The sequence below is a fragment of the Janthinobacterium breve genome, assembly GCF_051380895.1.
In the GTDB taxonomy this organism is placed as follows: Bacteria; Pseudomonadota; Gammaproteobacteria; order Burkholderiales; family Burkholderiaceae_D; genus Janthinobacterium.
Genome location: NZ_JBNYXY010000007.1, coordinates 274,655 through 295,562 on the forward strand (window position 1 = coordinate 274,655; position 20,908 = coordinate 295,562).

Annotated in this window: 20 protein-coding genes; 7 read left to right on the forward strand and 13 right to left on the reverse strand. The window is 50.1% G+C overall.

Annotation, left to right across the window (positions count from 1 at the left end; genetic code table 11):
• Window positions 1-25: 25 nt before the first annotated feature.
• The 7 genes from ACQ4W0_RS15740 (at window position 26) to ACQ4W0_RS15770 (ending at window position 7,487) form a co-directional block, all read left to right on the forward strand.
• A complete protein-coding gene (locus ACQ4W0_RS15740) occupies window positions 26-973 on the forward strand; it encodes a site-specific integrase (protein ID WP_436577563.1) in 948 nt (315 codons plus the stop codon).
• A 188-nt stretch (window positions 974-1,161) separates the two neighbouring features.
• Window positions 1,162-2,532 (forward strand): HdeD family acid-resistance protein, encoded by a 1,371-nt coding sequence (locus ACQ4W0_RS15745; RefSeq protein ID WP_436577564.1) that lies wholly within the window; start codon window positions 1,162-1,164, stop codon window positions 2,530-2,532.
• A 500-nt stretch (window positions 2,533-3,032) separates the two neighbouring features.
• Window positions 3,033-3,806, forward strand: coding sequence for an SDR family oxidoreductase (locus tag ACQ4W0_RS15750; protein ID WP_436577565.1), 774 nt, complete (start codon window positions 3,033-3,035; stop codon window positions 3,804-3,806).
• A gap of 171 nt (window positions 3,807-3,977) precedes the next feature.
• Entirely contained in the window at window positions 3,978-5,354 is a 1,377-nt protein-coding gene (locus tag ACQ4W0_RS15755; RefSeq protein WP_436577566.1) for an aldehyde dehydrogenase family protein, read from the forward strand.
• A 75-nt stretch (window positions 5,355-5,429) separates the two neighbouring features.
• Entirely contained in the window at window positions 5,430-5,687 is a 258-nt protein-coding gene (locus tag ACQ4W0_RS15760; RefSeq protein ID WP_436577567.1) for a hypothetical protein, read from the forward strand.
• A 16-nt stretch (window positions 5,688-5,703) separates the two neighbouring features.
• Window positions 5,704-6,894: a low temperature requirement protein A gene (locus tag ACQ4W0_RS15765; RefSeq protein ID WP_436577568.1), complete on the forward strand. Its 1,191-nt coding sequence runs from the start codon at window positions 5,704-5,706 to the stop codon at window positions 6,892-6,894.
• Complete coding sequence (locus ACQ4W0_RS15770) at window positions 6,891-7,487, forward strand: DUF924 family protein (protein ID WP_436577569.1); 597 nt, start codon at window positions 6,891-6,893, stop codon at window positions 7,485-7,487. Before ACQ4W0_RS15765 ends, ACQ4W0_RS15770 begins: the two co-directional genes overlap by 4 nt.
• 141 nt (window positions 7,488-7,628) lie before the next feature.
• On the opposite strand, the gene ACQ4W0_RS15775 is transcribed toward ACQ4W0_RS15770, so the two are convergent.
• The 13 genes from ACQ4W0_RS15775 to ACQ4W0_RS15830 form a co-directional block, all read right to left on the reverse strand.
• Window positions 7,629-8,540 (reverse strand): LysR family transcriptional regulator, encoded by a 912-nt coding sequence (locus ACQ4W0_RS15775; RefSeq protein ID WP_436577570.1) that lies wholly within the window; start codon window positions 8,538-8,540, stop codon window positions 7,629-7,631.
• A 285-nt stretch (window positions 8,541-8,825) separates the two neighbouring features.
• The gene (locus ACQ4W0_RS15780) at window positions 8,826-10,091 is read right to left on the reverse strand and encodes a hypothetical protein (protein WP_436577571.1); all 1,266 of its coding nucleotides are present in this window, start codon (window positions 10,089-10,091) and stop codon (window positions 8,826-8,828) included.
• A gap of 151 nt (window positions 10,092-10,242) precedes the next feature.
• Window positions 10,243-11,214, reverse strand: coding sequence for an ATP-binding protein (locus tag ACQ4W0_RS15785; protein WP_436577572.1), 972 nt, complete (start codon window positions 11,212-11,214; stop codon window positions 10,243-10,245).
• The gene (locus tag ACQ4W0_RS15790) at window positions 11,211-13,280 is read right to left on the reverse strand and encodes a hypothetical protein (RefSeq protein WP_436577573.1); all 2,070 of its coding nucleotides are present in this window, start codon (window positions 13,278-13,280) and stop codon (window positions 11,211-11,213) included. The genes ACQ4W0_RS15785 and ACQ4W0_RS15790 overlap by 4 nt, the downstream gene beginning before the upstream one ends.
• Before the next feature lie 723 nt (window positions 13,281-14,003).
• Window positions 14,004-14,252, reverse strand: a complete 249-nt coding sequence (locus ACQ4W0_RS29145) for a hypothetical protein (protein ID WP_495542776.1) — start codon at window positions 14,250-14,252, stop codon at window positions 14,004-14,006.
• A gap of 730 nt (window positions 14,253-14,982) precedes the next feature.
• The gene (locus ACQ4W0_RS15795; protein WP_436577574.1) at window positions 14,983-15,285 is read right to left on the reverse strand and encodes a hypothetical protein; all 303 of its coding nucleotides are present in this window, start codon (window positions 15,283-15,285) and stop codon (window positions 14,983-14,985) included.
• Window positions 15,286-15,655: 370 nt separating this feature from the next.
• Complete coding sequence (locus ACQ4W0_RS15800; RefSeq protein WP_436577575.1) at window positions 15,656-16,192, reverse strand: hypothetical protein; 537 nt, start codon at window positions 16,190-16,192, stop codon at window positions 15,656-15,658.
• Window positions 16,193-16,557: 365 nt separating this feature from the next.
• Entirely contained in the window at window positions 16,558-16,770 is a 213-nt protein-coding gene (locus ACQ4W0_RS15805) for a hypothetical protein (protein WP_436577576.1), read from the reverse strand.
• Between the two features lie 80 nt (window positions 16,771-16,850).
• Window positions 16,851-17,252: a hypothetical protein gene (locus tag ACQ4W0_RS15810; RefSeq protein WP_436577577.1), complete on the reverse strand. Its 402-nt coding sequence runs from the start codon at window positions 17,250-17,252 to the stop codon at window positions 16,851-16,853.
• A gap of 121 nt (window positions 17,253-17,373) precedes the next feature.
• Window positions 17,374-18,132 carry a hypothetical protein gene (locus tag ACQ4W0_RS15815; protein WP_436577578.1) on the reverse strand — a complete coding sequence of 253 codons (759 nt, stop codon included), beginning with the start codon at window positions 18,130-18,132 and terminating at the stop codon, window positions 17,374-17,376.
• A 14-nt stretch (window positions 18,133-18,146) separates the two neighbouring features.
• Window positions 18,147-18,890, reverse strand: a complete 744-nt coding sequence (locus tag ACQ4W0_RS15820) for a putative type VI secretion system effector (RefSeq protein ID WP_436577579.1) — start codon at window positions 18,888-18,890, stop codon at window positions 18,147-18,149.
• 64 nt (window positions 18,891-18,954) lie between these two features.
• Window positions 18,955-19,749: a hypothetical protein gene (locus ACQ4W0_RS15825; protein ID WP_436577580.1), complete on the reverse strand. Its 795-nt coding sequence runs from the start codon at window positions 19,747-19,749 to the stop codon at window positions 18,955-18,957.
• 352 nt (window positions 19,750-20,101) lie between these two features.
• A complete protein-coding gene (locus ACQ4W0_RS15830) occupies window positions 20,102-20,797 on the reverse strand; it encodes a putative type VI secretion system effector (RefSeq protein ID WP_436577581.1) in 696 nt (231 codons plus the stop codon).
• Window positions 20,798-20,908 lie beyond the last annotated feature (111 nt).

The window sequence follows — 20,908 nt, forward strand, 5'->3', positions numbered from 1 at the left end:
CCGCTTTTCTCCAGCTTTGCGTGCCATGTCTGATATCGACCGCTTCCTGCAAGCCGCCACACGCGAAAACACCCGCCAGAGCTACCAAAGCGCTCTCCGCGACTTCGAGGTGGTATGGGGCGGCTTTCTGCCGGCGACGTCCGATAGCGTCGCGCGCTACTTGGCCAACCGGGCCGACACACACGCCGTCAATACCCTGCGTCAGCGGTTGGCCGCATTGGCCCAGTGGCATCTCGATCAGGGCTTTCCGGATCCGACCAAGGCAGCCGTGGTGCGCCAAGTTTTACGTGGCATCCAAGCCGTGTACCCGGCCCAGGAAAAGCGCGCCAAACCATTCCAGATCGATCAACTCATGTTGGTCGACCAATGGTTGACGACTGGCGCCGACGCCGCTCAAGCGCAGGGAGAGCTAGCCTCTGAGCAGCGGTACCGCCGTAACAAGGCGTTGTTTCTGCTCGGTTTCTGGCGCGGCTTTCGCGGCGACGAGCTAACTCGCCTACAAATCGAGCATATTCACGTGACACCTGGCGAAGGAATGACTTGTTATTTGCCGCGCACCAAAGGAGATCGTCAGTACAAAGGAGGTAACTTCAAAGTGCCATTGCTGTCGCGCCTGTGCCCAGTCACGGCTTACGAAGACTGGATCGCTGTTGCCGCATTGGCGGAGGGGCCGGTATTTCGCGCCATTGACCGCTGGGGCAACATCTGCGCTAGTGGGCTGAATATCGATAGCTTGGTGCCGCTCCTACGTAGTATCCTGCACGAAGCCAACGTGGATGCCCCCGAGTTGTACAGCGCTCATTCGTTGCGGCGCGGCTTTGCCAGCTGGGCAACGGCCAATGGATGGGATCTAAAAACGCTGATGGAACACATTGGATGGAAAAATGCGCAATCCGCCATGCGTTATATTGACGGGGAGGATTCTTTTAATCGACGGCGCATCGAGCAAAACCTCCCTCCTGTTCTTTTGTAAGGATCGTTGAAGATATTCTCCAACGCTGAGACTTCCGGGTATTCACCTACAAAATTCTCGGACCAGTCGCGGGACCTAGAATTTGCTTTTTTAACGAATTCGTCACGTCACAATCCGTCCATCGTCATATTGCTATGGCGACTGGCTATCGAGCATTGCTAATGCCGGCAATAACAGGGGGAGCATTCATGATTCGGTTGGTATTGTTGTTGCTAGGAGTTGAATACCTACGCAAGCGTTGGCGCAGTATTCTTTTCATTGGATTGATATGGCTGGTCGCAGGTTTAGTCACATTTATTGATGCGCTCGACGATGCAATGTATTTCCCGATCAATTTCTTTGCTTACCTGTTCCTGGTCGAAGGTCTCGCGACGTTAGCTGTGGCATGGACTGGCGTCGGTGGCCAGCGCATCTTGCGGTACGTGAAAGGCTGCGCTGTGGTGCTGGCGGCGATGCTGATCTTCGCTGGTCATCACCACGGCAATTTCTTGTTGTCGATGATTTTTGGAACGCTGTTTCTCGCCGACGGTCTCATACAGTGCATCTCCGCTTACATGGTTCGCTATCGTCGCTGGCGCGTGGCCTTCTCCTGGGGGATAGCAGAAATTCTGCTGGCAGTCTTTTTTTATCAGCCATACCCGACGCAGTATGTTGGAACACTACCGTATTGCCTGGGCTTATTTCTAATCTTTGGCGGCACCAACTTAATTGGGCTGGCGGCGCGTGTCCGTCGCATGAACGCTAATCCTGCGTTATCAGAATCGGTGCATCCCGCAGTTCAGCCAGACGAGGTTGTTGCGTCTGCAGTCACGCAAGTGGAGTGGGAGGGACCTCCAGCGGACCATGAACAGGCACTGACGGTGCATGTCTGGACGCCTGCAGGTTCGGCCAAGTCACCGACCCAAAATTATCCGATTGTTGATCGCTATATCGCCGCTGTCGATATCAACGGCGTGATCTCTACCGGGCATGCGGCATTAGAATCGCCGGAGGGAATTTACATCAGCCTGTATCCGCAAGTAGAGATTGATCGTTCGCCGGACAATTTCGGGCGTGTACTACGTGCCACGCGTGAGAATGATGTGCCGGGGATATTCCAGCCGGATTATGCGACAGAATCAAAGGCGTGGTGCCCGTCAACCGTTCAGGTCCGTATCCGGAATTACGACCATCGCCAGCTGCAGTCTTTCTGGCGACGTTGTAGCCAAGACACGACTTACAATCTCACTCATCGGAATTGTTCCAGTACTGTCGCCCAGGCTTTGGAAGCTGCTATCGATGGCGCCGTTGGCCGGCTATATGAAGATCGCGCAGGCTGGAGAGTTTTTTTCCGAATCCTCGCGACGCCAGAGTTGTGGGTGGCCGCTCAGATCCGGAAACGTGCCGTGACAATGGCGTGGACTCCTGGGCTGACGTTAGATTATTCCAGAGCGCTCAGTATGCTGGTCGATCCGAGACCATTTGCCTGGTGGAAATTGGCGAGGATCGCCTTCAACAGAATGGCGAAATTACGTCGCAAATGGCGCGCTCAGGACCATCATGCCGTTAGAAACCCTTGAGTGATATCAAGTGTAGTGTGTAGCCCTTGCGTGAATCCTGGATACCGAACTGATCCAGCTTGTCGGGGCGCTGACGCGGCTGCGTCACACGTGTGATGGACGCGCCCCTTCGGACAACAAGCTCGCCATATGCAAGTTGCGTCGCCAATAAGGTGGCCTTTGCATCCCCCCTATTTCCCTTCGGCATGTAGCTAAATAGCAGTGAGAAGCGCAATTGCGCCGACATGAAGAACAGGCCTACCAATTTCAGCGCTAACTAACTTGAACGTTTCAGTCGAGCACAAAGAGAAGACCTGATTGAATCTAGCTGAGGCACACCTGATTGCCGTATTGAAACATGCGCGCATAGCATCGCTTGCGGTTAAAACGAACACCAAACGGCAATCACGCCTAAGTCATTGGAAAGATTTTTGGGATAGTCAATCTGGATAAAACGGGCTGATCTTTAAGGTGCCGCGGCGTAGACTCGAATCTCACATACACCATTCAAGGAGATTTTCATGTCAGACCATTCTATTAGCGGCAAGACAGTTCTGATTGCCGGCGGCGCAAAGAACCTGGGTGGACTGATTGCCCGCGATCTGGCGCAGCAAGGCGCCAAGGCCGTAGCGATTCATTACAATAGCGCGAGCAGCAAAGCTGAAGCTGATGCAACCGTCGCCGCCGTCGAGGCTGCAGGGGCGAAGGCTGTGGCCATTCAAGGCGATCTGACGACAGCCGCTGCTGTCGAGAAACTATTTGCCGACGCCATTGCTGCGGTCGGTAAACCGGACATCGCCATCAACACCGTCGGCAAGGTGCTTAAGAAGCCGATGGCTGAAATCAGCGAAGCCGAATACGACGAGATGACGGCGGTCAATTCTAAGACTGCCTTCTTCTTCCTCAAGGAGGCGGGCAAGAATCTTAACGACAATGGCAAAATCTGCACGGTGGTAACGTCGCTGCTTGGCGCCTACACACCGTTCTATGCCGCATATGCCGGCACCAAGGCCCCGGTTGAGCACTACACTCGCGCAGCATCCAAGGAGTTTGGCGCACGCGGCATCTCGGTCACTGCAGTCGGCCCAGGGCCTATGGATACACCATTCTTTTATCCGGCCGAAGGCGCCGATGCAGTGGCTTACCACAAGACAGCCGCCGCACTTTCGTCGTTCAGCAAGACTGGGCTGACCGACATTCATGACGTGGTGCCGTTCATCCGCCATCTGGTCAGCGACGGTTGGTGGATCACGGGCCAGACCATTCTGATCAACGGCGGCTACACCACTAAATAAACCGGTCGGCTATGGGTAGCTCTGTAGCCGATTTTAAGGTACCCAGCGAAAGCACCCAAGCGGGATCCCCGCACTGCCCTCTTCCTAAAAGATGGGTGGGGACCCGTGGTACCTGGGTTGAAGTTGAATGATCACTCAGTATGGATGACGATTTAGCAACGGAGGAATAGCATGAGCAACAAATTTCAAGCTTTGCTCGATGTGCAAAAGGCGCATTTTTTGAGTGATAAAACAAAATCTTATGAATGGCGCATCGACCAGCTGGACCGCATGGAGCGTATGCTGCTCGACCGCAAGGAAGAATTCTGCGCTGCACTTTATCAGGACTTCGGCAAACCGTACTTCGAGCAGCTCTTCGAAATCACAGTGCCGTTAGGCAACGTTAATTACTACCGCGAGAACCTGAAGGAGCTGATGGCGCCGCAGCCGGTGGCCATTCCTAAAGGGCTGGAGGCCACCGGTAACAGTGGCCTGATCCTGAAGGAACCATACGGCGCGACGCTGGTGATCGGCCCGTTCAATGCTCCTATCCTATTGCTGCTAGACCCGGCCATCGCTGCCCTGGCTGCGGGTAACACAGTGGTTCTGAAGCCAGCCAACACCACGCCAGCCACTGCGGCGCTGTTCCAAAAATTTGTGCCTCTCTACTTCGAGCCGGAAAACGTGGCCATCGTCACCGGCGGGCGCGAAGAAATCTCCGCGCTACTGGAACTGCCCTTCGACTTCATCTTCTTTACCGGAAGCTCGGCTGTCGGCAAGGTCGTAATGCGAGCGGCGGCCGAAAACCTGACGCCGGTGATTCTTGAACTGGGCGGCCAGAATCCGACCATCGTCGATGAAACAGCCAATCTCGACACCGCCGCAGACCGCATCGCCTGGGGGCATAATGCCATTTCCGGACAGTGGTGCATCGCGCCGGGCTACGTCTATGTGCATGAAAGTGTCGCGGACGAATTCATCGCCAAGCTGAAGGCTGCCATTGTCAAAATGTACGGCGCCGACCCGCGCCATAGTCCAGACCTCGCCCGCATGATCAGCGAGCACGACACGCAGCGCGTGGCCTCTTACATCCTGCCCGACAAGGTGGTGCATGGCGGCAGCAGCGATATTCCTGGCCGCTATGTAGAACCTACGGTGCTTTATCCTTCGACCTGGGACGATCCGGCGCTACAGCAGGAAGTCTTCGGTCCGGTGTTGCCGGTCATGCCCTATACAGACCTGAAGGAAATCGTCGGCATCATGAAGCGCAAGCCGAAGTCACTGGCCGCCTACATCTTCAGCAAGAACCAGGTGGCCATCGACTACGTGCTGGGTAGCCTCTCCTTCGGGGGCGGATGCGTGAACCAGACCAATCTGCATTGCTGGATCGATAGTCTGCCTTTCGGCGGCGTAGGTTATGCCGGGATGGGCAAGTACTACGGCAAGGCCGGCTTCGATGCGCTCAGCAACACCAAAGCACTACTGATTGGTAATCCAGACGTCGAACTCGATGTCTTCCCGCCATATGCTGGCAAGGACATCGAAAAAAACCTGAGCATCTTTTCATGAGCAGCTGCGAACTATCTAATCAACTGTCAAATTAATCTATTCGATATACGAAGAGGGATCTACATGCACGTGCTAATGATGATCGTAGGTGGTGTCGTCTTGCTGGGAGTGTTTTTGCTGTTCGGCAAGCTATGGGGTGGAGACACAGCGGGATTGGTACTTGCCGCGAAGGTCTTCATCCCCGTATGGTTGGCCATTTCGGTCGCTAATCTGTGGGTTGGCGTGAGCCATGCGGGTTACAGCGTGCGCGAAGAACTACCGATACTGTTGATTGTATTCCTCGCACCGGCAGCGCTTGCCGGTCTGGCAATCTGGCGCTACTTTCACTCGTAAACGTGAGAACAAGACCATGTCAGGCGCCAGTCAAACTCCATCTCATCCCTTGCTACGGCATCGCGACGGACATCATGCGCGTGTCACTTATGAAGAACTGTTCTTTGATTTAGTTTACGTTTTTGCGGTGACCCAACTCAGTCATAAGTTGCTAACCAGCCTCACACTTGTTGGTGCGATCGAGACCCTGATTTTGTGGTTTGCTGTGTGGCTTGGCTGGCAGTACACTTGCTGGGTCACCAATTGGTTCGATCCCGAAACACCACGTATTCGTGGGATGATATTTGCGACCATGCTGCTCGGATTGGTGATGGCAGCGAGTATTCCGCTGGCATTTTCTGATCGAGGGCTCATCTTTGCATGTGCCTATGCAACGATGCAAGTTGGGCGCACCGCATTCATCGCCTTGCAATTACCCGTTGGTCACCCCTTGGCACTGAACTATCGTCGGATGCTTGGCTGGGTTTCGATCGCAGCGGTGTTCTGGATTGCAGGAGCGCTGGCGCGCGACGAGACGCGTGCGTTGCTGTGGTTGGCAGCAGTGCTATGCGAATACATTTCCCCGATGTTCGGTTTTGCCTTGCCCGGCTTAGGGCGCTCCCGTACGCAGGAATGGACGATCGAAGGCGGTCACCTGACCGAGCGTTGCCAGTTGTTTGTGATCGTCGCCTTGGGGGAAACAGTACTTGCTAGCGGTGCCACACTGTCGAGTACAGATATCTGGACCCCAGCGGTTTTACAGGCACTGTTAAGCACCTTTGTAGGTATCTTGGCGATGTGGTGGTTGTACTTTGGTACGTCGAGCAAGGATGCAATGGCGGCCATCACGCATTCAAAGGACCCTGGACGCATTGGTGCTTATTTTCACTATATCCATGCCATTCTAATTGCGGGAGTTATTGTGACTGCGGTAGGCAACGATCTCGTGTTGGCTCACCCATACGCGCAACCTACTTTCTCCCAGATCGTGGTCCTTTTATCCGGACCTGCGATCTATCTGCTGGGAAGCGCTATTTACAAAAAAATCGTCTATGGCGTACTGCCGCGATCACATATGGCCGGTGTGTTGATACTGCTGGCGTTGCTGCCAGTGGCTTTTGCCGCCAACATGTCGCTTATAGGCTGGCTGACCACGGTGACTCTGCTAGTGGTGAACTTCTGGGACATGTACTTATTACGTGGCCGACAACGAAAAGAACAGACATGAATGTTGCTCCAACTCTCGAAGATACACTTTTATATAAAGGCCTAGAGAATCAAAATACTGGCTTTAATCCGTCCGATGTCGTTCGATTCTGGCGAGAGGCTCAAGACGATTGGTTCAGCCAGGATCCGCAATTTGATCACAATTTCAAACAGCGCTTTCTTTCTTTGCATCTCCTAGCGGCACAACGATGCTGCGACGACTGGGCCAATACTCCAGAAGGAATGTTGGCTTTGCTTATCCTGCTTGACCAGTTCCCACGCAACGCCTTTCGTGGAACGGCACGCATGTATGTCACGGACCCTTTGGCTAGACACTTTGCTCGCATGGCGCAGTTGGCCGGACATATGAAAGCGGTTGAAGGCGATCTGAGACTTTTCTTTTGTCTGCCTTTTTCTCATTCGGAAGACGCAGACGATCAGGACGTGTCGGTATCGCTGAATGCACAACTCGGTCAGCCATGGCTCTCCCACGCCTTGGCTCATAGGAACATCGTACGACGCTTCGGTCGTTTCCCGCATCGTAATGCTCTTCTGGGACGCGCCACCACTGTTGCCGAGCAAATCTTTTTGGATCAGGGCGGCTTTAAGGGATAGAACATCGCCTAGTGGACTGTGACGTTCGACACCATGCCTGCCTGACTCTGCTGTTTCCTGGTGGCTCATCCCTAGACATACATCCAGGTCAAGCCTGACTGCCGCACCGGCTGCCTGCCTCTGGTTAACCGTTCTATCGGCTTAGGATTCAAGATGAGGGCGCATCAACGCTTCGAACCACTCGCTAAACGCGTTGAGTCGATGCGAGCGCAGTCGGCGATGCGGGTAAATAAGCGACATCTGCATAGCTGCCGCACGGAACTCTGGCATGACTTCCACTAGTTCACCTCGATCCAGCAGATGCTGAACATCGAAACGCGGAATCTGGATCAATCCAAGCCCTGATGAACAGCAGGCAATGTAGTTTTCAGCATTGTTGACCACAATCCGGCTAGGTACGTTAACCACATGTTTACTGGCCGAAGAAATGTCGATGTACTCCCAGGGAACCTCTCGCCCCGTGGAAGCGAAGGCATACCCAATGGAACAATGTCCCTTGACCAGATCCTCTGGCGTCGCTGGCGTGCCATAAACCTCTAAATAGCTGGGGCTAGCGCAGTTAATCAGTGCGATCTGGCCCAATGAACGCACAACCAAAGTGCTGTCGTGCAATGTGCCGACACGTACCGCGCAATCAACCCCTTCTTTTACCAAATCTATGGGGCGATCAGTCGACCCCAATGACAGCTGCAGATGAGGGTGACGGCGTAACAGACTAGGCAGTGCTGGTGCGATTAAGCGGCGGGCGATGCGACTTGGCACGTCCACGTTAAGCCGGCCCGAGACTTCACGTTGACTGATGTGAAATAATCTGTCGATGTCTTCCGCATCGGCAAGTAGTAGGCGCACACGTTCCAGTAACTGAATGCCATCTACAGTTAAACGCACTTGTCGCGTTGTACGGTGAAGCAAACGCGCGCCCATATCCGATTCGAGCTGCTGAATTGCGGCCGAGACGGAAGCACGCGGCAGCTGTAATGCATAAGCGGCCTTGATGAAGCTCCCCATTTCGGCGACTTGAATAAACACACGATACTGATCTAGTTTGTCCATTAGGCTGTTTTATAAGTCATGATGCTGCCGCATTTCCTTGGTTGGTCCAACTGGTGGATGGAGTGTAACAGTTGAACCTGAGCAGGCCCAGTCCGCTGCCCAGGTAAGGGATGCCGGCCAAGGCCACCGGGGCGACCTGCCCTACCAGCGTTTTGGCAAAGGGTGTGCTGGCTCCAAACAGGGCTGCCGCAAGCAAGGCGTACACGACGCCCTGATGCACACCCTGACCGGGTGAACATGATGAAGATGCCATGCCATGCTTTCGTAACGTGTTTTTTACCTTGGCTAGCCGCGCTTTCTTCTACGATGCCATTTGATCAGCACAAGTCCGTCTTCGGTTTCGGACAGCCAGATCAAAGGTGGTGCTGCGGTGAACTGCACTGGGCTGTTGCCCTGAGCAATATCGTCTAGCCACTCGCAAAGGGAGCTATTTAAGGCACTAACCTCGCATTCGGTCGCCGCATCGAGCACAGCATTGAGCCAAGGGGTACCTACCCACTCCATTGGTGGCCAGATTTGTGGCATGCTGTATAACCGGCCTTCGGGTGAAGCATTGGCGCACGGCGTCATGCTGATCAATCCCCGTTCCATAAGCGAGTGACAGCGCATGATCAGCGCTATCTCTTCAGCCTCCCGCTGACGGCGCGTCAGCACCTCGAGTCGTCGCCCAGTCGCCAACTCGAGCTGTTCCCTTGCTACAGCGTAGGGGCACACCAAGTTCCAGTGCGGCCAGTCGTCGGGATGCACGCGCACCCAGTGATTAGCCCAGCCTGCTTTTTCTCGTCCCCACTCGCAGCGGCACGCGGAGTGATGCGACTGTAGCGCCTGAATGCAGGAATCCGTATCCCGAGCAAACCCAGGTGGCGTCGCAGTGTAGGCAGCTATTGTCTTGTAGATTGAAAACAAGGAATCCAGACCCAAGTCTGAGACCTCTGAGAGTTCTCTTCTAGCTTGGAGAGGGAAGCGCTGAATGTCCGCTCCCCATCCATCCTGTACCTCGTCGAATAAGGGCCTCATTTTAAACGGAATGGGTTCGAGGGCATGCAGCCTCCCGACCAAATGCGTGTCCGCCCCTATATTTTGGAATATCTGCTCCACGGACGTCCAGACCCGCCTCTTCGAAAACAACGCCGATGCCTTGGAAACCCGTGCAATCCAGTTCGAAAGCCACGCAAAGCTTTCGCAGTTGTCAAACTCAAATGTTTGTTGCCCGGCTCCTGGCCAATATGGACAAGCGTCACTCATGATCTGTGCAAGCGTTTTGCAACGTCGGACATAATTGGTGCCGGTTTGTGTCTGAGGATAGGCAAACTTTAGGGGTACAGCGTGAAACGGGCAACGGGCGAGCCACGTGTGTTCGTGCAGATAGCTATGGTAGCCGAGCACTGCGCAGTCCTCGCAGTACCGCACCGCCTTGTCTGGGTTGACTTTTCTGGTCGGAGCCTCCGGACTACGCGGCAAGTCGATGGAAAGAGCAAAAGTTTCCCTCAGCGTTAGGAGGTCTTCATCGAGCAGGTCCGCCACTTCTGCCAGTCTAGCTGGGTCAGGCATGTGATATTCGCTAAGTACGCCTCCGAAATAGGATTCACATTGTGAAACACCGATTCGGTTCAAGCGAGCGAAGCGCGCAGTCAGAGACAGGCGGGACTCGTGCACACGCAAGTTGCCCCGCCACCAGTTGACTGTCGGGTAGCTTTTCACATCATCCTGCCGTGGCGATAATACGCATATGATCGGAATAGTTATTTCTCGCAAGACCTTTGAGCCATCCTTGGTAACTTGTAATTTCTTCCCAGTCGCCGCCGGCAGCTAATTGCTTGAGCATGTCCTCAACTGTCATGGCAATATGCTGCATCGGAAACTCGGTGAAATTTTTCGCTGCAGGTGGGCGCAGTTCTATAAGCGCACGCCACAGGAATTCGGCACGGTCGCTCAGTCGCCTACCGACAGCAAAGCTGGTAGGTGCAAAGGCCTGCAGGAAGGATGTACCGCTCCCTGCCGGCCATTCAGAGTCGACGTCATAGCCGTTAAGTACGAAAGCGCCCTCGTTGACTGTACGAATGCCGTGAAAACGCGAATGCGCCGCCATGAAACGGGCAGCCACATGAGCATTTCCTGTGCTCGCCAGGTATTCGTGGTTGTATCCCAGTTGATGTGTCCCGACTGAAAAGACGCTAAGCAGGAACCCCTCATAGTCGAGCTGATTTTGCAGGCCCACGAGCCACTTCCATTCTCGAAGCGTGACGTCCTGCGCTTCGTCGATTAACAATACGACGTAGTTTCGACCTGCACTCTTGGCGATGGAGATGAAGCGCTGGAGACACAGATACGCTCCCTCAGTTTTTTTGGATACCCTGGCAGGATCCACGAACTGAAATTTGCTTGCCAGTAGTAGTTGATGCCAGAACGCCGCCTCGGTGGCTTGCTGGTCCGTTCGGCGGTTCCAGATAACGAGCGGAATCACTGCACCGAAGCGCTCCGCGAGCACATCGGCGAGATACCAGCGAATAGCGCGGCTCTTGCCGAGGCGCGATGCGCCGTAGATGAAGCCTCCTGGCCGTTGCTGGTCAAGCCAGTCGCCAATTTTCAAGACCATGTCATCTATCGGTGGGGTATAGACTGCATATTGTCGTGTAAGGATGCAATGGCTTGGGTCGACGTTGCTCTGGTTCATGATGAAGGCCTCGTGGCGGCGATGCGGCGCGCAGGTAGTAAACCGCTTACAAGTGATACCTTGCGAGGCGCAGCCACTGTGGACTGTTTTGATCCTGCAACGCCTTGCGTTGATGAACGATCAACTTCTGCACCCGCGGTAACTTCAGCGCTTGAAGTCGTCACTGCACGCTCCTGCGCAGCTTGTAATAGTGCATCGGTAACAAACTGGTCTGCTGCCTGAGCGAGAATGCGACGTGCCGCCAGATAGGTGGGATGAACTGGCAATTTGTTCCCTGGCTGCGATTCCACATAATTGACGAAAGTCGCGATCGCGTCACCTCCAGGAGGTATGTGGAATTTGCCGATCGACTGTGCTTGCATGATCGCCCGCCGCATCGACAGGCTGTGCGGCAAAATGTGCCATGGAGGTCCTGCACGCAGAACGCCGAGCGATGTACCCTCCTGGGTAGACGCCAATGCAATGCGGGCATCATTCTCCTTGTGATGAATGACCCAAATTAACTCTCCGACGAGATCCTGACGGTTCTGCAGTATCTCATTGGTATAGCGCGCATAGTTACACTCGACATACACGCCGCGGCCGACCTTGGCGCCGCCGCGCACGCGGCACAGCTTGCGAACGCTCAGCAATGACTCGACCACCACCGCATCCGAGCGTCTCCATTCCCGCTGCCCGTTCTGGAACAGAAATTTGGCATATGCCAGAGGCGTACGGTTGCCAATACCCCGATGCGGTGTAGCGTTGTAATTTGCGATCAGGACGTCAAGCAACTCTTCCGCGTATTCATACTGAAATCGTGACGTTACAGCAACGCCTTCGGGATCGCGCCCCTTTTTCTGCTCCGCCTTGGCGCCCGTCGTGTTTGAAAGCCGCTGGAACCCCTTGCTCGCGAGGTTCCGGAAGAATGCTTCAATGAACGGCCGGTCATCCAGGCTCCTCCGTTTTGCGAAAGAGTTATCCGGCGTGAGCAAGACTGAACCGACTGCATCTTTCAGGGCACCCTTGACGCGCTCGCAAGTCTCGGCCAGTGCGCCGTCGACGCTTGTTTCATCCCAACACAGTCCAACGAATTCCCCGCCTAGGGAAGATAGCAATCCCGCGCCTTCCCTGTAAGGCTCCTTTGAAAACGTGATGGGCTGCGGCTGCCACTTGGTTAGAGCACTCTTTACACAGCGTAAGACATCATCCGAAGAAACCTCCTTGGCCGTGCTGAAGTAGTACCCAATGACGACGCGAGAAACGACGTCGATCATCGAGATGACCCAGAGCCTATACACGATACGCTCCTTGGTCCCCCCGCCGATTTCTGGTATTGATACACAGAAACGCCCATCGAGCTTGTGCGCATCCATTTCGACGCGCTGAAGGAAATTGGTAACCGGGCGATCAGTGCCTTCGCCGGTCTTGAGCTTACGGGTCATTTCCGGGCCACCTGTAGCCCAAGCCAGTGCGACAGGATCGCCAGATAGGACCTTAGCGACATAACGTCGCACCGAATAATAGGCGGTACTGGCCGTGTTGAAGGGCCATTCATTCCGATGCTCGCACCCGCGCCTACGCAGTTCATCCAGAAACCAGGTACAGTGGCGGCCAATCGACACTTTTGTTTCGGTCAGTTTTTTGCCACTGGGTATGGTTCGGATTCTCTGCTCGAATGCGGTTCGGACATCGGGAAAGGTATCGAGTAGTGTTTCCATCGCACCTGCTCCGCCATTGCCAAAGCTATCGATCTGGATTTTCGTGCGCCGTTTGTAGGGCTGTATGCGAACGTACGGGATTAGCGCTCGCCACCCGTACGGCTGACCGTCGGCATGGGTCTCCAGGCAGCGCTCGCGAATGAGGCGATAGGCCTGCTTCTCGCCGAGGCCCGTCTTTTGCTTGATCTCCTCGGCTTGGGATCCCTGCAAATACAGGGTAACCGCAGCTTTGCGAGCGAAATAAAGCGCGCGCTGCTCTCCGACGAGCGCACCCTCGTCCGGCGTCGCCCAGCGCGAGATGTCGACGTTTGCGCCGCCGACTATTCTGATCGACGCGCACAACATGTGATCTGGAATATCCTGCATTGCAGCCCCTGGCACAATGATATTCTGAAAAAATAGCACGCAATGCTGACGAAAACAAGGTTCCGGGGTCGCATGAAATGCCTACATTCTTGTGCAATTCGTCGCGACAGGATACAGTTTTATGCAAATAAATTTTGCGCATTATTGTTCTTTTTCAAGACGGCTATACAGGTAAATTGCCAGAACAATTTTGTGCAAACTTACGATAACGCGCTTACCTAAATATACCTACACTAGTACGCCAACAGCATTGTGAGTACCCCCCGCGACAGCATTCTAGGTACTTTGGGGTTTCAGTCCGAAAAAGATCAACTTGCTGTCGTGGAGAGCTCAGGATGAAAAAGATCAACTTGCTGTCGCACATTGTCTCGAACAATCACCTATCCCACTCGTCAGTTTAAGTTCAATGCTGTAAATATCTAGAGCACCCACATAGAACTGCGCCAGTAACCTTATCATCATTTGCTTGGGCGCCAAACTATCGCCTGCTACGAGCTGGTTCAGTAGTTCCTCGGCTTATTGCGACACTTCCAAATTTTAGCTGTCGATGCGCTGCCAGCCCGCGCAGATCGCATTGGCCTAAAACGCACTCCGCCTGCCATTGAGTTTTGGACGTGTGGTTAAACTGCTGGGTGTACTTGGACTCAGTTTTGCCCCGCCGACGATCAACGCCTGGGAGAAAAAGCGCGGTTTGTGGATAGCGGCAAAAAATGCGAGTGTCAGCTACAAGGGCGAACTGACCAGCGAGCAACTAAAGCAAGCCTTGGCTACTGGATAGTTCCCGATTGTTCGTTTGCTCGCAGAATTGACCCACTCTGTTTGACCCGCCTTCCACTGCCTGGCAAACGCTGCCACGCGGTCGTATGACCCGTAATAGCCCAGCTCTTTCAGGTCCTCATAGATCTGCTTCAAATTGCGCCGCTGCTTACGCGGCTTAGTCGTCTCGGCCTTGAGCCAGCCGAATAGCTGCACCGAGTATTTGTCTAATCCGCTAACTGATCGCCGCTCCGCATAGGATGGCTCAGTAGTTTCCGAGCGCAGATAGCGTCGGACGGTATTGCGTGAAATATCCAGTCGTCTGGCGATTTCTCATATTGGGGTCTGGTCACGAAGGTGCCAGCGTCGAATGATACCGAATAGAGCGACGTTGATCACTCCGATCTCCTGCCGATAAGACAGGTCGAATTGTGCTACTAACGTGGGTCAGATTCGGTTGCAAATTCGTTGGGAAATTGGTCAATTTTCACTGCAACTCAACAATCAATATCTAAAGCGTCTGGAATATCTATATAGAGTAGCGCGCCCGTGCTTAAAGATAATACACACCCATCGGTAAAGCGGGTCTTTCTGACTTTCTTGATTTTCTCGTACTTTTAAAAAGATCATTTTTTTCCGGCTCAGCGATCCCTAGTGCCCTCCCCACTCTATTCATCTCCTTTGAGAACTCCATAAAATCTTTCCAACTCAAACCAACAGTTAAAAATAGAATAATTGGAGTGCTAAAGGTAGCGCAAATCAACATAAACCAGACCGGGATGCCACCAAAAAGTGCTGCCAATATTGCTAAAACATATAACCCAATAAAAGCATAGCCACAACATTTAAGTAGATGATATTTTTTGCAATTGTTCCACGCTCAGAATGTGGCTGCATCCATATCTTGTTCTCTTTTATATCGACTACTGCCACAGCGATAAATTCTTTACTTTTTTTGATACCCAACTACTTGAACAACATCCCCATCCTTAAAACCAACTTTCCAAAAACTCCCATTAATAAATTTCCCATTGACATTCATGGTAAATCCTGTGACCGGATCTCCGTCACTCGCGGCCGCTTGTGCACTGTGAACAGCGCCTGGCAAGCCCGCTGCAGCCTGCATGATCAAGGTCAAACCGGACATTTTTCTGATTTTTTCAGCATTCTTCAAATAATTCACATGCATGTCGGAAATTCTCAAATCCTCAACAACGCCGCTGATCGACTTATAGGATAATTCATGCATATATTTTTTCTCGATCGCTGAACTGATAATATCTCTCCAGCAATGTCATCAATTTCGTGTAGGACGTGGCTCAGGTCGAATTTCAAAATTAATGAAATTTATCTGGATAATTATCAGGCAGATTGAATCTTGTATTTCGACCTGTGTTTTTTCAAGGCCAACTCACAACTATATCCAATAAAACCATAGCTGTGATCCTTGAATAGAGTAGCGCCCTCGCGCATATCAAAATCACTTGGCCTTGGAAAACCATGGGCAGCGAAAATTTTCGTCGCATAGATTGAATAGTCTCGCATGGTTCTAAAACTCCAATACTCAAAAGGAAAACAAAAAACGAGAGGCAAAAAAAATATCGTGCCACATGCCGCAATTAAGTGCTCTTTTTTTTCAACGATATATCTATAGATAAAAAGAATCCAGCATAGACCACAATCCAAAAAAATAATATCATATTCCTTGCAAATTTCATGCAGCTCCAGAAAAATGCGCGCTCTCCGCAATATGCATTCAGTGGCATCATAAAAAAGCTATCGTCAATGCGGAGAAAACTGTGTACGTACAGCACATCCTTTCTCTGCGTGACCACCAATTTTACGACATCGCCATCCTTAATCTTGTCAGAGTCTCTAAAAACACCACATACAATTTTTCCGTTGACCATTCCGGCAAAATTGTACATATCTTCGCCATCGTAAAAACTCAGCATGGCTGCATTTGCTAACGCCCCTGGCATGCCATTAATGGTGGTGGCGACACCACCTTCCAGATTCTTGTCCGCAAGGCTGCTTTGAATTTTACTAAGCAAATTTATATTTGTTGCAGCTATATGAAATTCTGTGAGCCTTCCTTCCACCATGAAAAAATCCTCGTCGGAAGATGCATTTTCATTATTCTCTTCAGCCATCATGCGCTTCCTAACAATTATGGTTGAATCGTCTTTAATGCCTTCTGCAATTGTATTAATTTTTCAATAGAATCAGACGGTTATTCGCTAAGCCACTCTCATCTTTTCCTCAAGTTCATACGTGAAACCGGTTCGCCAATTCGTCATTCCTGATCTACACCAGATATCCATCTTCAATAAATGATGGAGAGGTGCGGCGTATCCGAGGAACATTCATCGATCAACAGGTAGGTGATTCGATTCCTGTCGCTCATCGAAAAGATGGCTTGCAAGCACAAGCGTCCGGTCGGCTGAGTTGGCCGATGGATGAGACTTACATCAAGATCTAATGCATCTGGAAATATCTCTATAGAGTAGCGCCCTCGCGCTTAAAGATAATACACACCCATCGGCAACTCGGGCTTTCCTGATTTTTTAAACTTTTTGGTGCTTTTAAAAAGATCAATTTTTTCCGGATAAACAATACCCAAGGCAGCCCCGACTCTATTCATTTCTTTTGAAAAACTCATAAAATCTGACCAGCTCAATCCGATGGTTGCAAATAGAATAACTGGTGCTGCTATAGTGGCGGTAATTAACATCAACCATAATGGAATATTTCCAAAAAAACCCATTCCAATAGTGAAGATATATAATCCTATACAAAAAAATCCACTGCACCTTAATAGATGATATTTTTTGCGAGTGTTCCACGTTCAGAATGTGGCTGCATCCATATCTTGCTTTCCTTTACATCAACTACTGCGACAGCAATGAACTCATTGCCTTTTTGATAGCCGACAACTTGAATCTCGTCCCCATCCTTAAAACCAACCTCCCAAAAACTTCCGGTAACCAACTTGCCGCCCACATTCATAGTGAAGCCCGTAACAGGATCACCGTCACTTGCGGCCGCTTGCGCACTATGAACAGTCCCTGGCTCACCCACCGCAGCCTGAACTACCGCAGTCAAGCCGGACATTTTTTTGAATGATTCAGTATTCTTCAAATAATTCACATGCATGTTGGAAGTTCTCAAATCCTCAACAACACCGCTGACCGACTTATAGGACAATTCATGCATATATTTTCCCGATCACTGAGTTGCTAATATCTCTCCAGTAATGTCATCAATTTCGTGCAGGAAGTGGCTGAGATCGAACTTCAAAATCAATGGAAATTTACCAAGACAATTATCAGGCAGATTAAATTTTGTATTTCGACTCGTTATTTTTCAAAGCCAGTTCACAATTGGTTGCAAAAAAACCATTGCCATTATTTTCAAAAAAAGTAATTCCGCCTCTCGCATCAAACATATCTGGCCTTGGAAAACCATAAGCGACGAATATTTCCTCAGCATATATTGAATAGTCACGCATGGTCTTATATGTCCAGTATTCGAAAGGGAAACAGAAAAGCGGTGGCAGTAATAATATTGCGCCACATGCTGTAATTAAATCCTCTTTTCTTTCCTGCGATACATCAATAAATAAGAAAAATCCGGAGAATAAAACAATCCAAACAAACACCGTCATATTTCTTGCAAATCTCATGCAACTCCAGAAAAAGGCGCGTTCTCCGCAATACGCATTCAGGGGCATCAATAACAAGCTATCCTCAATGCGAAGCAAACTGTGCACGTGCAGGACATCACATCTCCTTGCCACTACCAATCTGACGAAATCGCCATCCTTGATCTTGTCTGCATCGGCAAAAACACCACACACTACTTCACCATTGACCAGTCCAGCAAAATTATGCATATCTTCGCCATCGTACAAACTTAGCATCGCTGAAGTTGCCAATGCTCCCGGCATACCATTGATGGCAGCGGCTACGCCACCTGCAAGATTTTTTTCAATATCATCCAGCAGATCTACCGTTGTTCTAGAGAAATAAAGATTCGTCATTTCTCCTTCCAGCGTAAAAAACAGTTCCTCAGAAAAACCAGCAGTATCTTCCATTTTATTTATCTAATTTAAAGATAATACACGCCCATAGGCAAAGCAGGCTTTCCTGATTTTCTCGATTTTCTCGTACTTTTAAAAAGATCAATTTTTTCCGGCTCAGTAATCACTAGCGCCTCACCTACTCTATTCATTTCATTTGCAAAATTCATAAAATCCTTCCAACTTAATCCAACAGTTACAAACAAAATAATTGGATTAATAAAAGCAGAGCAAATTAAAACAAACCACATTGGAAAACCAGTAAAAAATCCCAATAAAATTTCAAAAATACATAATCCAATAAAAGAATATCCACAGCATTTTAAAAGATGATATTTTTTTGCAAGTGTTCCACGTTCAGAATGTGGTCGCATCCATATCTTGCTTTCCTTTACATCAACGACTGCGACAGCGATGAAGTCATTGCCTTTTTGATAGCCGACAACCTGAACCTCGTCCCCGACTCTAAAACCAACTTCCCAAAAACTCCCGCTAACCCACTTGCCGCCCACGCTCATGCTGAAACCTGTGACAGGATCTCCGTCACTTGCCGCCGCCTGGGCGCTCTGAACAGCGCCTGGCTCGCCCGCTGCAGCCTGCATGATCGAGGTCAAACCGGACATTTTTCTGATTTTTTCAGCATTCTTCAAATAATTCACATGCATGTCGGAAATTCTCAAATCCTCAACAACGCCGCTGACCGACTTATAGGATAATTCATGCATATTTTTTTCTCGATCGCTGAACTGACAATATCTATCCAGCAATGTCATCAATTTCGTGTAGGACGTGGCTCATGTAGAATTTCAAAATTAACGAAATTTATCTGGATAATTATCAGGCAGATTGAATCTTGTATTTCGACCTGTGTTTTTTCAAGGCCAACTCACAACTATATCCAATAAAACCATAGCTGTGATCCTTGAATAGAGTAGCGCCTGCGCGCATATCAAAGTCACTTGGCCTTGGAAAACCATGGGCAGCGAAAATTTCCGTCGCATAGATCGAATAATCACGCATAGTTCTAAAGCTCCAATACTCAAAAGGAAAACAAAAAATCAGCGGCATCAGGAATATTATGCTGAACATCGTAACTAAATTCTCATTTTTCTCCAACGATACATCGATAGATAAAAAAAACATAAGAGAAAGAATTATCCAAACAGCTAAAGTCATATTCCTTGCAAATTTCATGCAACTCCAGAAAAAAGCACGCTCTCCGCAATAAGCATTCAATGGCATCATAAAAAAGCTATCATCAATGCGGATCAAACTGTGCACATACAGCACGTCCTTTCTCTGTGTTACCACCAATTTTACGACATCACCATCTTTGATTTTATCGGAATCTCTAAAAACACCACATACTACTTTTCCGTTGACCAGCCCGGCAAAATTGTACATATCCTCACCATCGTAAAAACTCAGCATGGCTGCGTTTGCCAATGCCCCTGGCATGCCATTGATGACGGCGGCGACGCCGCCAGCCAGGTTATTTTCCGCAAGGCTGTTTTCGATTTTATTAAGTAAATTCACATTTGTTGCAGCCATATGAAATTCTGTAAGCTTTCCTTCCACTATGAAAAAATCCTCGTCGGAAGATGCATTTTCATTATTCTCTTCAGCCATCATGTGCTTCCTAACAATTATGGTTGAATCGTCTTTAATGCCTTCTACAATTGCATTAATTTTTTCAACAGAATCACATGGCTATTCGCTAAGCAACTCTCATCTTTTCCTCAAGTTGCATGCTTGAAACCGGTTCGCCAATTCGTCATTCCTGATCTACACCAGATATCCATCTTCAATAAATGATAGAGAGGCGCTGTGCATCGGTTGACCATTCATCGATCAACAGGTAGGCGATTCTATTCCTGTCGCTCATCGAAAAAATAGCTTTCAAGCACAAGCGTCCGGCCGGCTGAGTTGGCCGATGAATGAGATTTACATCAAGAAATATCTCTATAGAGTAGCGCCCTCGCGCTTAAAGATAATACACACCCATCGGCAAAGCGGGCTTTCCTAACTTTCTTGATTTTCTCGTACTTTTAAAAAGATCAATTTTTTCCGGCTCAGCGATCCCTAGTGCCTTCCCCACTCTATTCATCTCCTTTGAGAACTCCATAAAATCTTTCCAACTCAAACCAACAGTTAGAAATAGAATAATTGGAGTGCTAAAGGTAGCGCAAATCAACATAAACCAGATCGGGATGCCACCAAAAAGTGCTGCCAATATTGCTAAAACATATAACCCAATAAAAGCATAGCCACAAAATTTTAGTAGATGATATTTTTTTGCAATTGTTCCACGTTCAGAATGTGGCTGCATCCATATCTTATTTTCCTTTACATCAACTACTGCGACAGCGATGAATTCACTGCCTTTTTGAAAACCTGAAACTTGAACCTCGTCCCCATCCTTAAAACCAACTTTCCAAAAACTCCCATTAATAAATTTCCCATTGACATTCATGGTAAATCCTGTGACCGGATCTCCGTCACTCGTGGCAGCTTGTGCACTGTGAACAGCGTCGGGTTCGCCGGCAGCAGCTTGCACAATCGCTGTCAAGCTGGATATTTTCTTGAATGATTCAGCACTCTTCAAATAATTCACATGCATGTCGGAGGTTCTTAAATCCTCAACAACACCGCTGACCAACTTATAGGATAATTCATGCATATGTTTTTTCTCGATCACTGAACTGGCAATATCTCCCCAGCAATGTCATCAATGTCGTGTAGGAAGTGGCTCAGGTCGAATTTCAAAATTAACGAAATTTATCTGGATAAT

What these genes read in the sequence shown, in the direction of transcription:
- ACQ4W0_RS15750 (WP_436577565.1), top strand. Translation starts at nt 3,033, where the DNA reads ATGTCAGACCATTCTATTAGCGGCAAGACAGTTCTGATTGCCGGCGGC.
- ACQ4W0_RS15820 (WP_436577579.1), bottom strand. Translation starts at nt 18,890, where the DNA reads ATGACATTGCTGGATAGATATTGTCAGTTCAGCGATCGAGAAAAAAAT.
- ACQ4W0_RS15810 (WP_436577577.1), bottom strand. Translation starts at nt 17,252, where the DNA reads ATGCATGAATTGTCCTATAAGTCGGTCAGCGGTGTTGTTGAGGATTTG.
- ACQ4W0_RS15800 (WP_436577575.1), bottom strand. Translation starts at nt 16,192, where the DNA reads ATGATGGCTGAAGAGAATAATGAAAATGCATCTTCCGACGAGGATTTT.
- ACQ4W0_RS15795 (WP_436577574.1), bottom strand. Translation starts at nt 15,285, where the DNA reads ATGCATGAATTATCCTATAAGTCGATCAGCGGCGTTGTTGAGGATTTG.
- ACQ4W0_RS15755 (WP_436577566.1), top strand. Translation starts at nt 3,978, where the DNA reads ATGAGCAACAAATTTCAAGCTTTGCTCGATGTGCAAAAGGCGCATTTT.
- ACQ4W0_RS15740 (WP_436577563.1), top strand. Translation starts at nt 26, where the DNA reads ATGTCTGATATCGACCGCTTCCTGCAAGCCGCCACACGCGAAAACACC.
- ACQ4W0_RS15770 (WP_436577569.1), top strand. Translation starts at nt 6,891, where the DNA reads ATGAATGTTGCTCCAACTCTCGAAGATACACTTTTATATAAAGGCCTA.
- ACQ4W0_RS15825 (WP_436577580.1), bottom strand. Translation starts at nt 19,749, where the DNA reads ATGATGGCTGAAGAGAATAATGAAAATGCATCTTCCGACGAGGATTTT.
- ACQ4W0_RS15815 (WP_436577578.1), bottom strand. Translation starts at nt 18,132, where the DNA reads ATGGAAGATACTGCTGGTTTTTCTGAGGAACTGTTTTTTACGCTGGAA.
- ACQ4W0_RS15785 (WP_436577572.1), bottom strand. Translation starts at nt 11,214, where the DNA reads ATGAACCAGAGCAACGTCGACCCAAGCCATTGCATCCTTACACGACAA.
- ACQ4W0_RS15760 (WP_436577567.1), top strand. Translation starts at nt 5,430, where the DNA reads ATGATGATCGTAGGTGGTGTCGTCTTGCTGGGAGTGTTTTTGCTGTTC.
- ACQ4W0_RS15765 (WP_436577568.1), top strand. Translation starts at nt 5,704, where the DNA reads ATGTCAGGCGCCAGTCAAACTCCATCTCATCCCTTGCTACGGCATCGC.
- ACQ4W0_RS15775 (WP_436577570.1), bottom strand. Translation starts at nt 8,540, where the DNA reads ATGGACAAACTAGATCAGTATCGTGTGTTTATTCAAGTCGCCGAAATG.
- ACQ4W0_RS15790 (WP_436577573.1), bottom strand. Translation starts at nt 13,280, where the DNA reads ATGCAGGATATTCCAGATCACATGTTGTGCGCGTCGATCAGAATAGTC.
- ACQ4W0_RS15830 (WP_436577581.1), bottom strand. Translation starts at nt 20,797, where the DNA reads ATGCATGAATTATCCTATAAGTTGGTCAGCGGTGTTGTTGAGGATTTA.
- ACQ4W0_RS15745 (WP_436577564.1), top strand. Translation starts at nt 1,162, where the DNA reads ATGATTCGGTTGGTATTGTTGTTGCTAGGAGTTGAATACCTACGCAAG.
- ACQ4W0_RS15780 (WP_436577571.1), bottom strand. Translation starts at nt 10,091, where the DNA reads ATGCCTGACCCAGCTAGACTGGCAGAAGTGGCGGACCTGCTCGATGAA.
- ACQ4W0_RS15805 (WP_436577576.1), bottom strand. Translation starts at nt 16,770, where the DNA reads ATGTTAATTACCGCCACTATAGCAGCACCAGTTATTCTATTTGCAACC.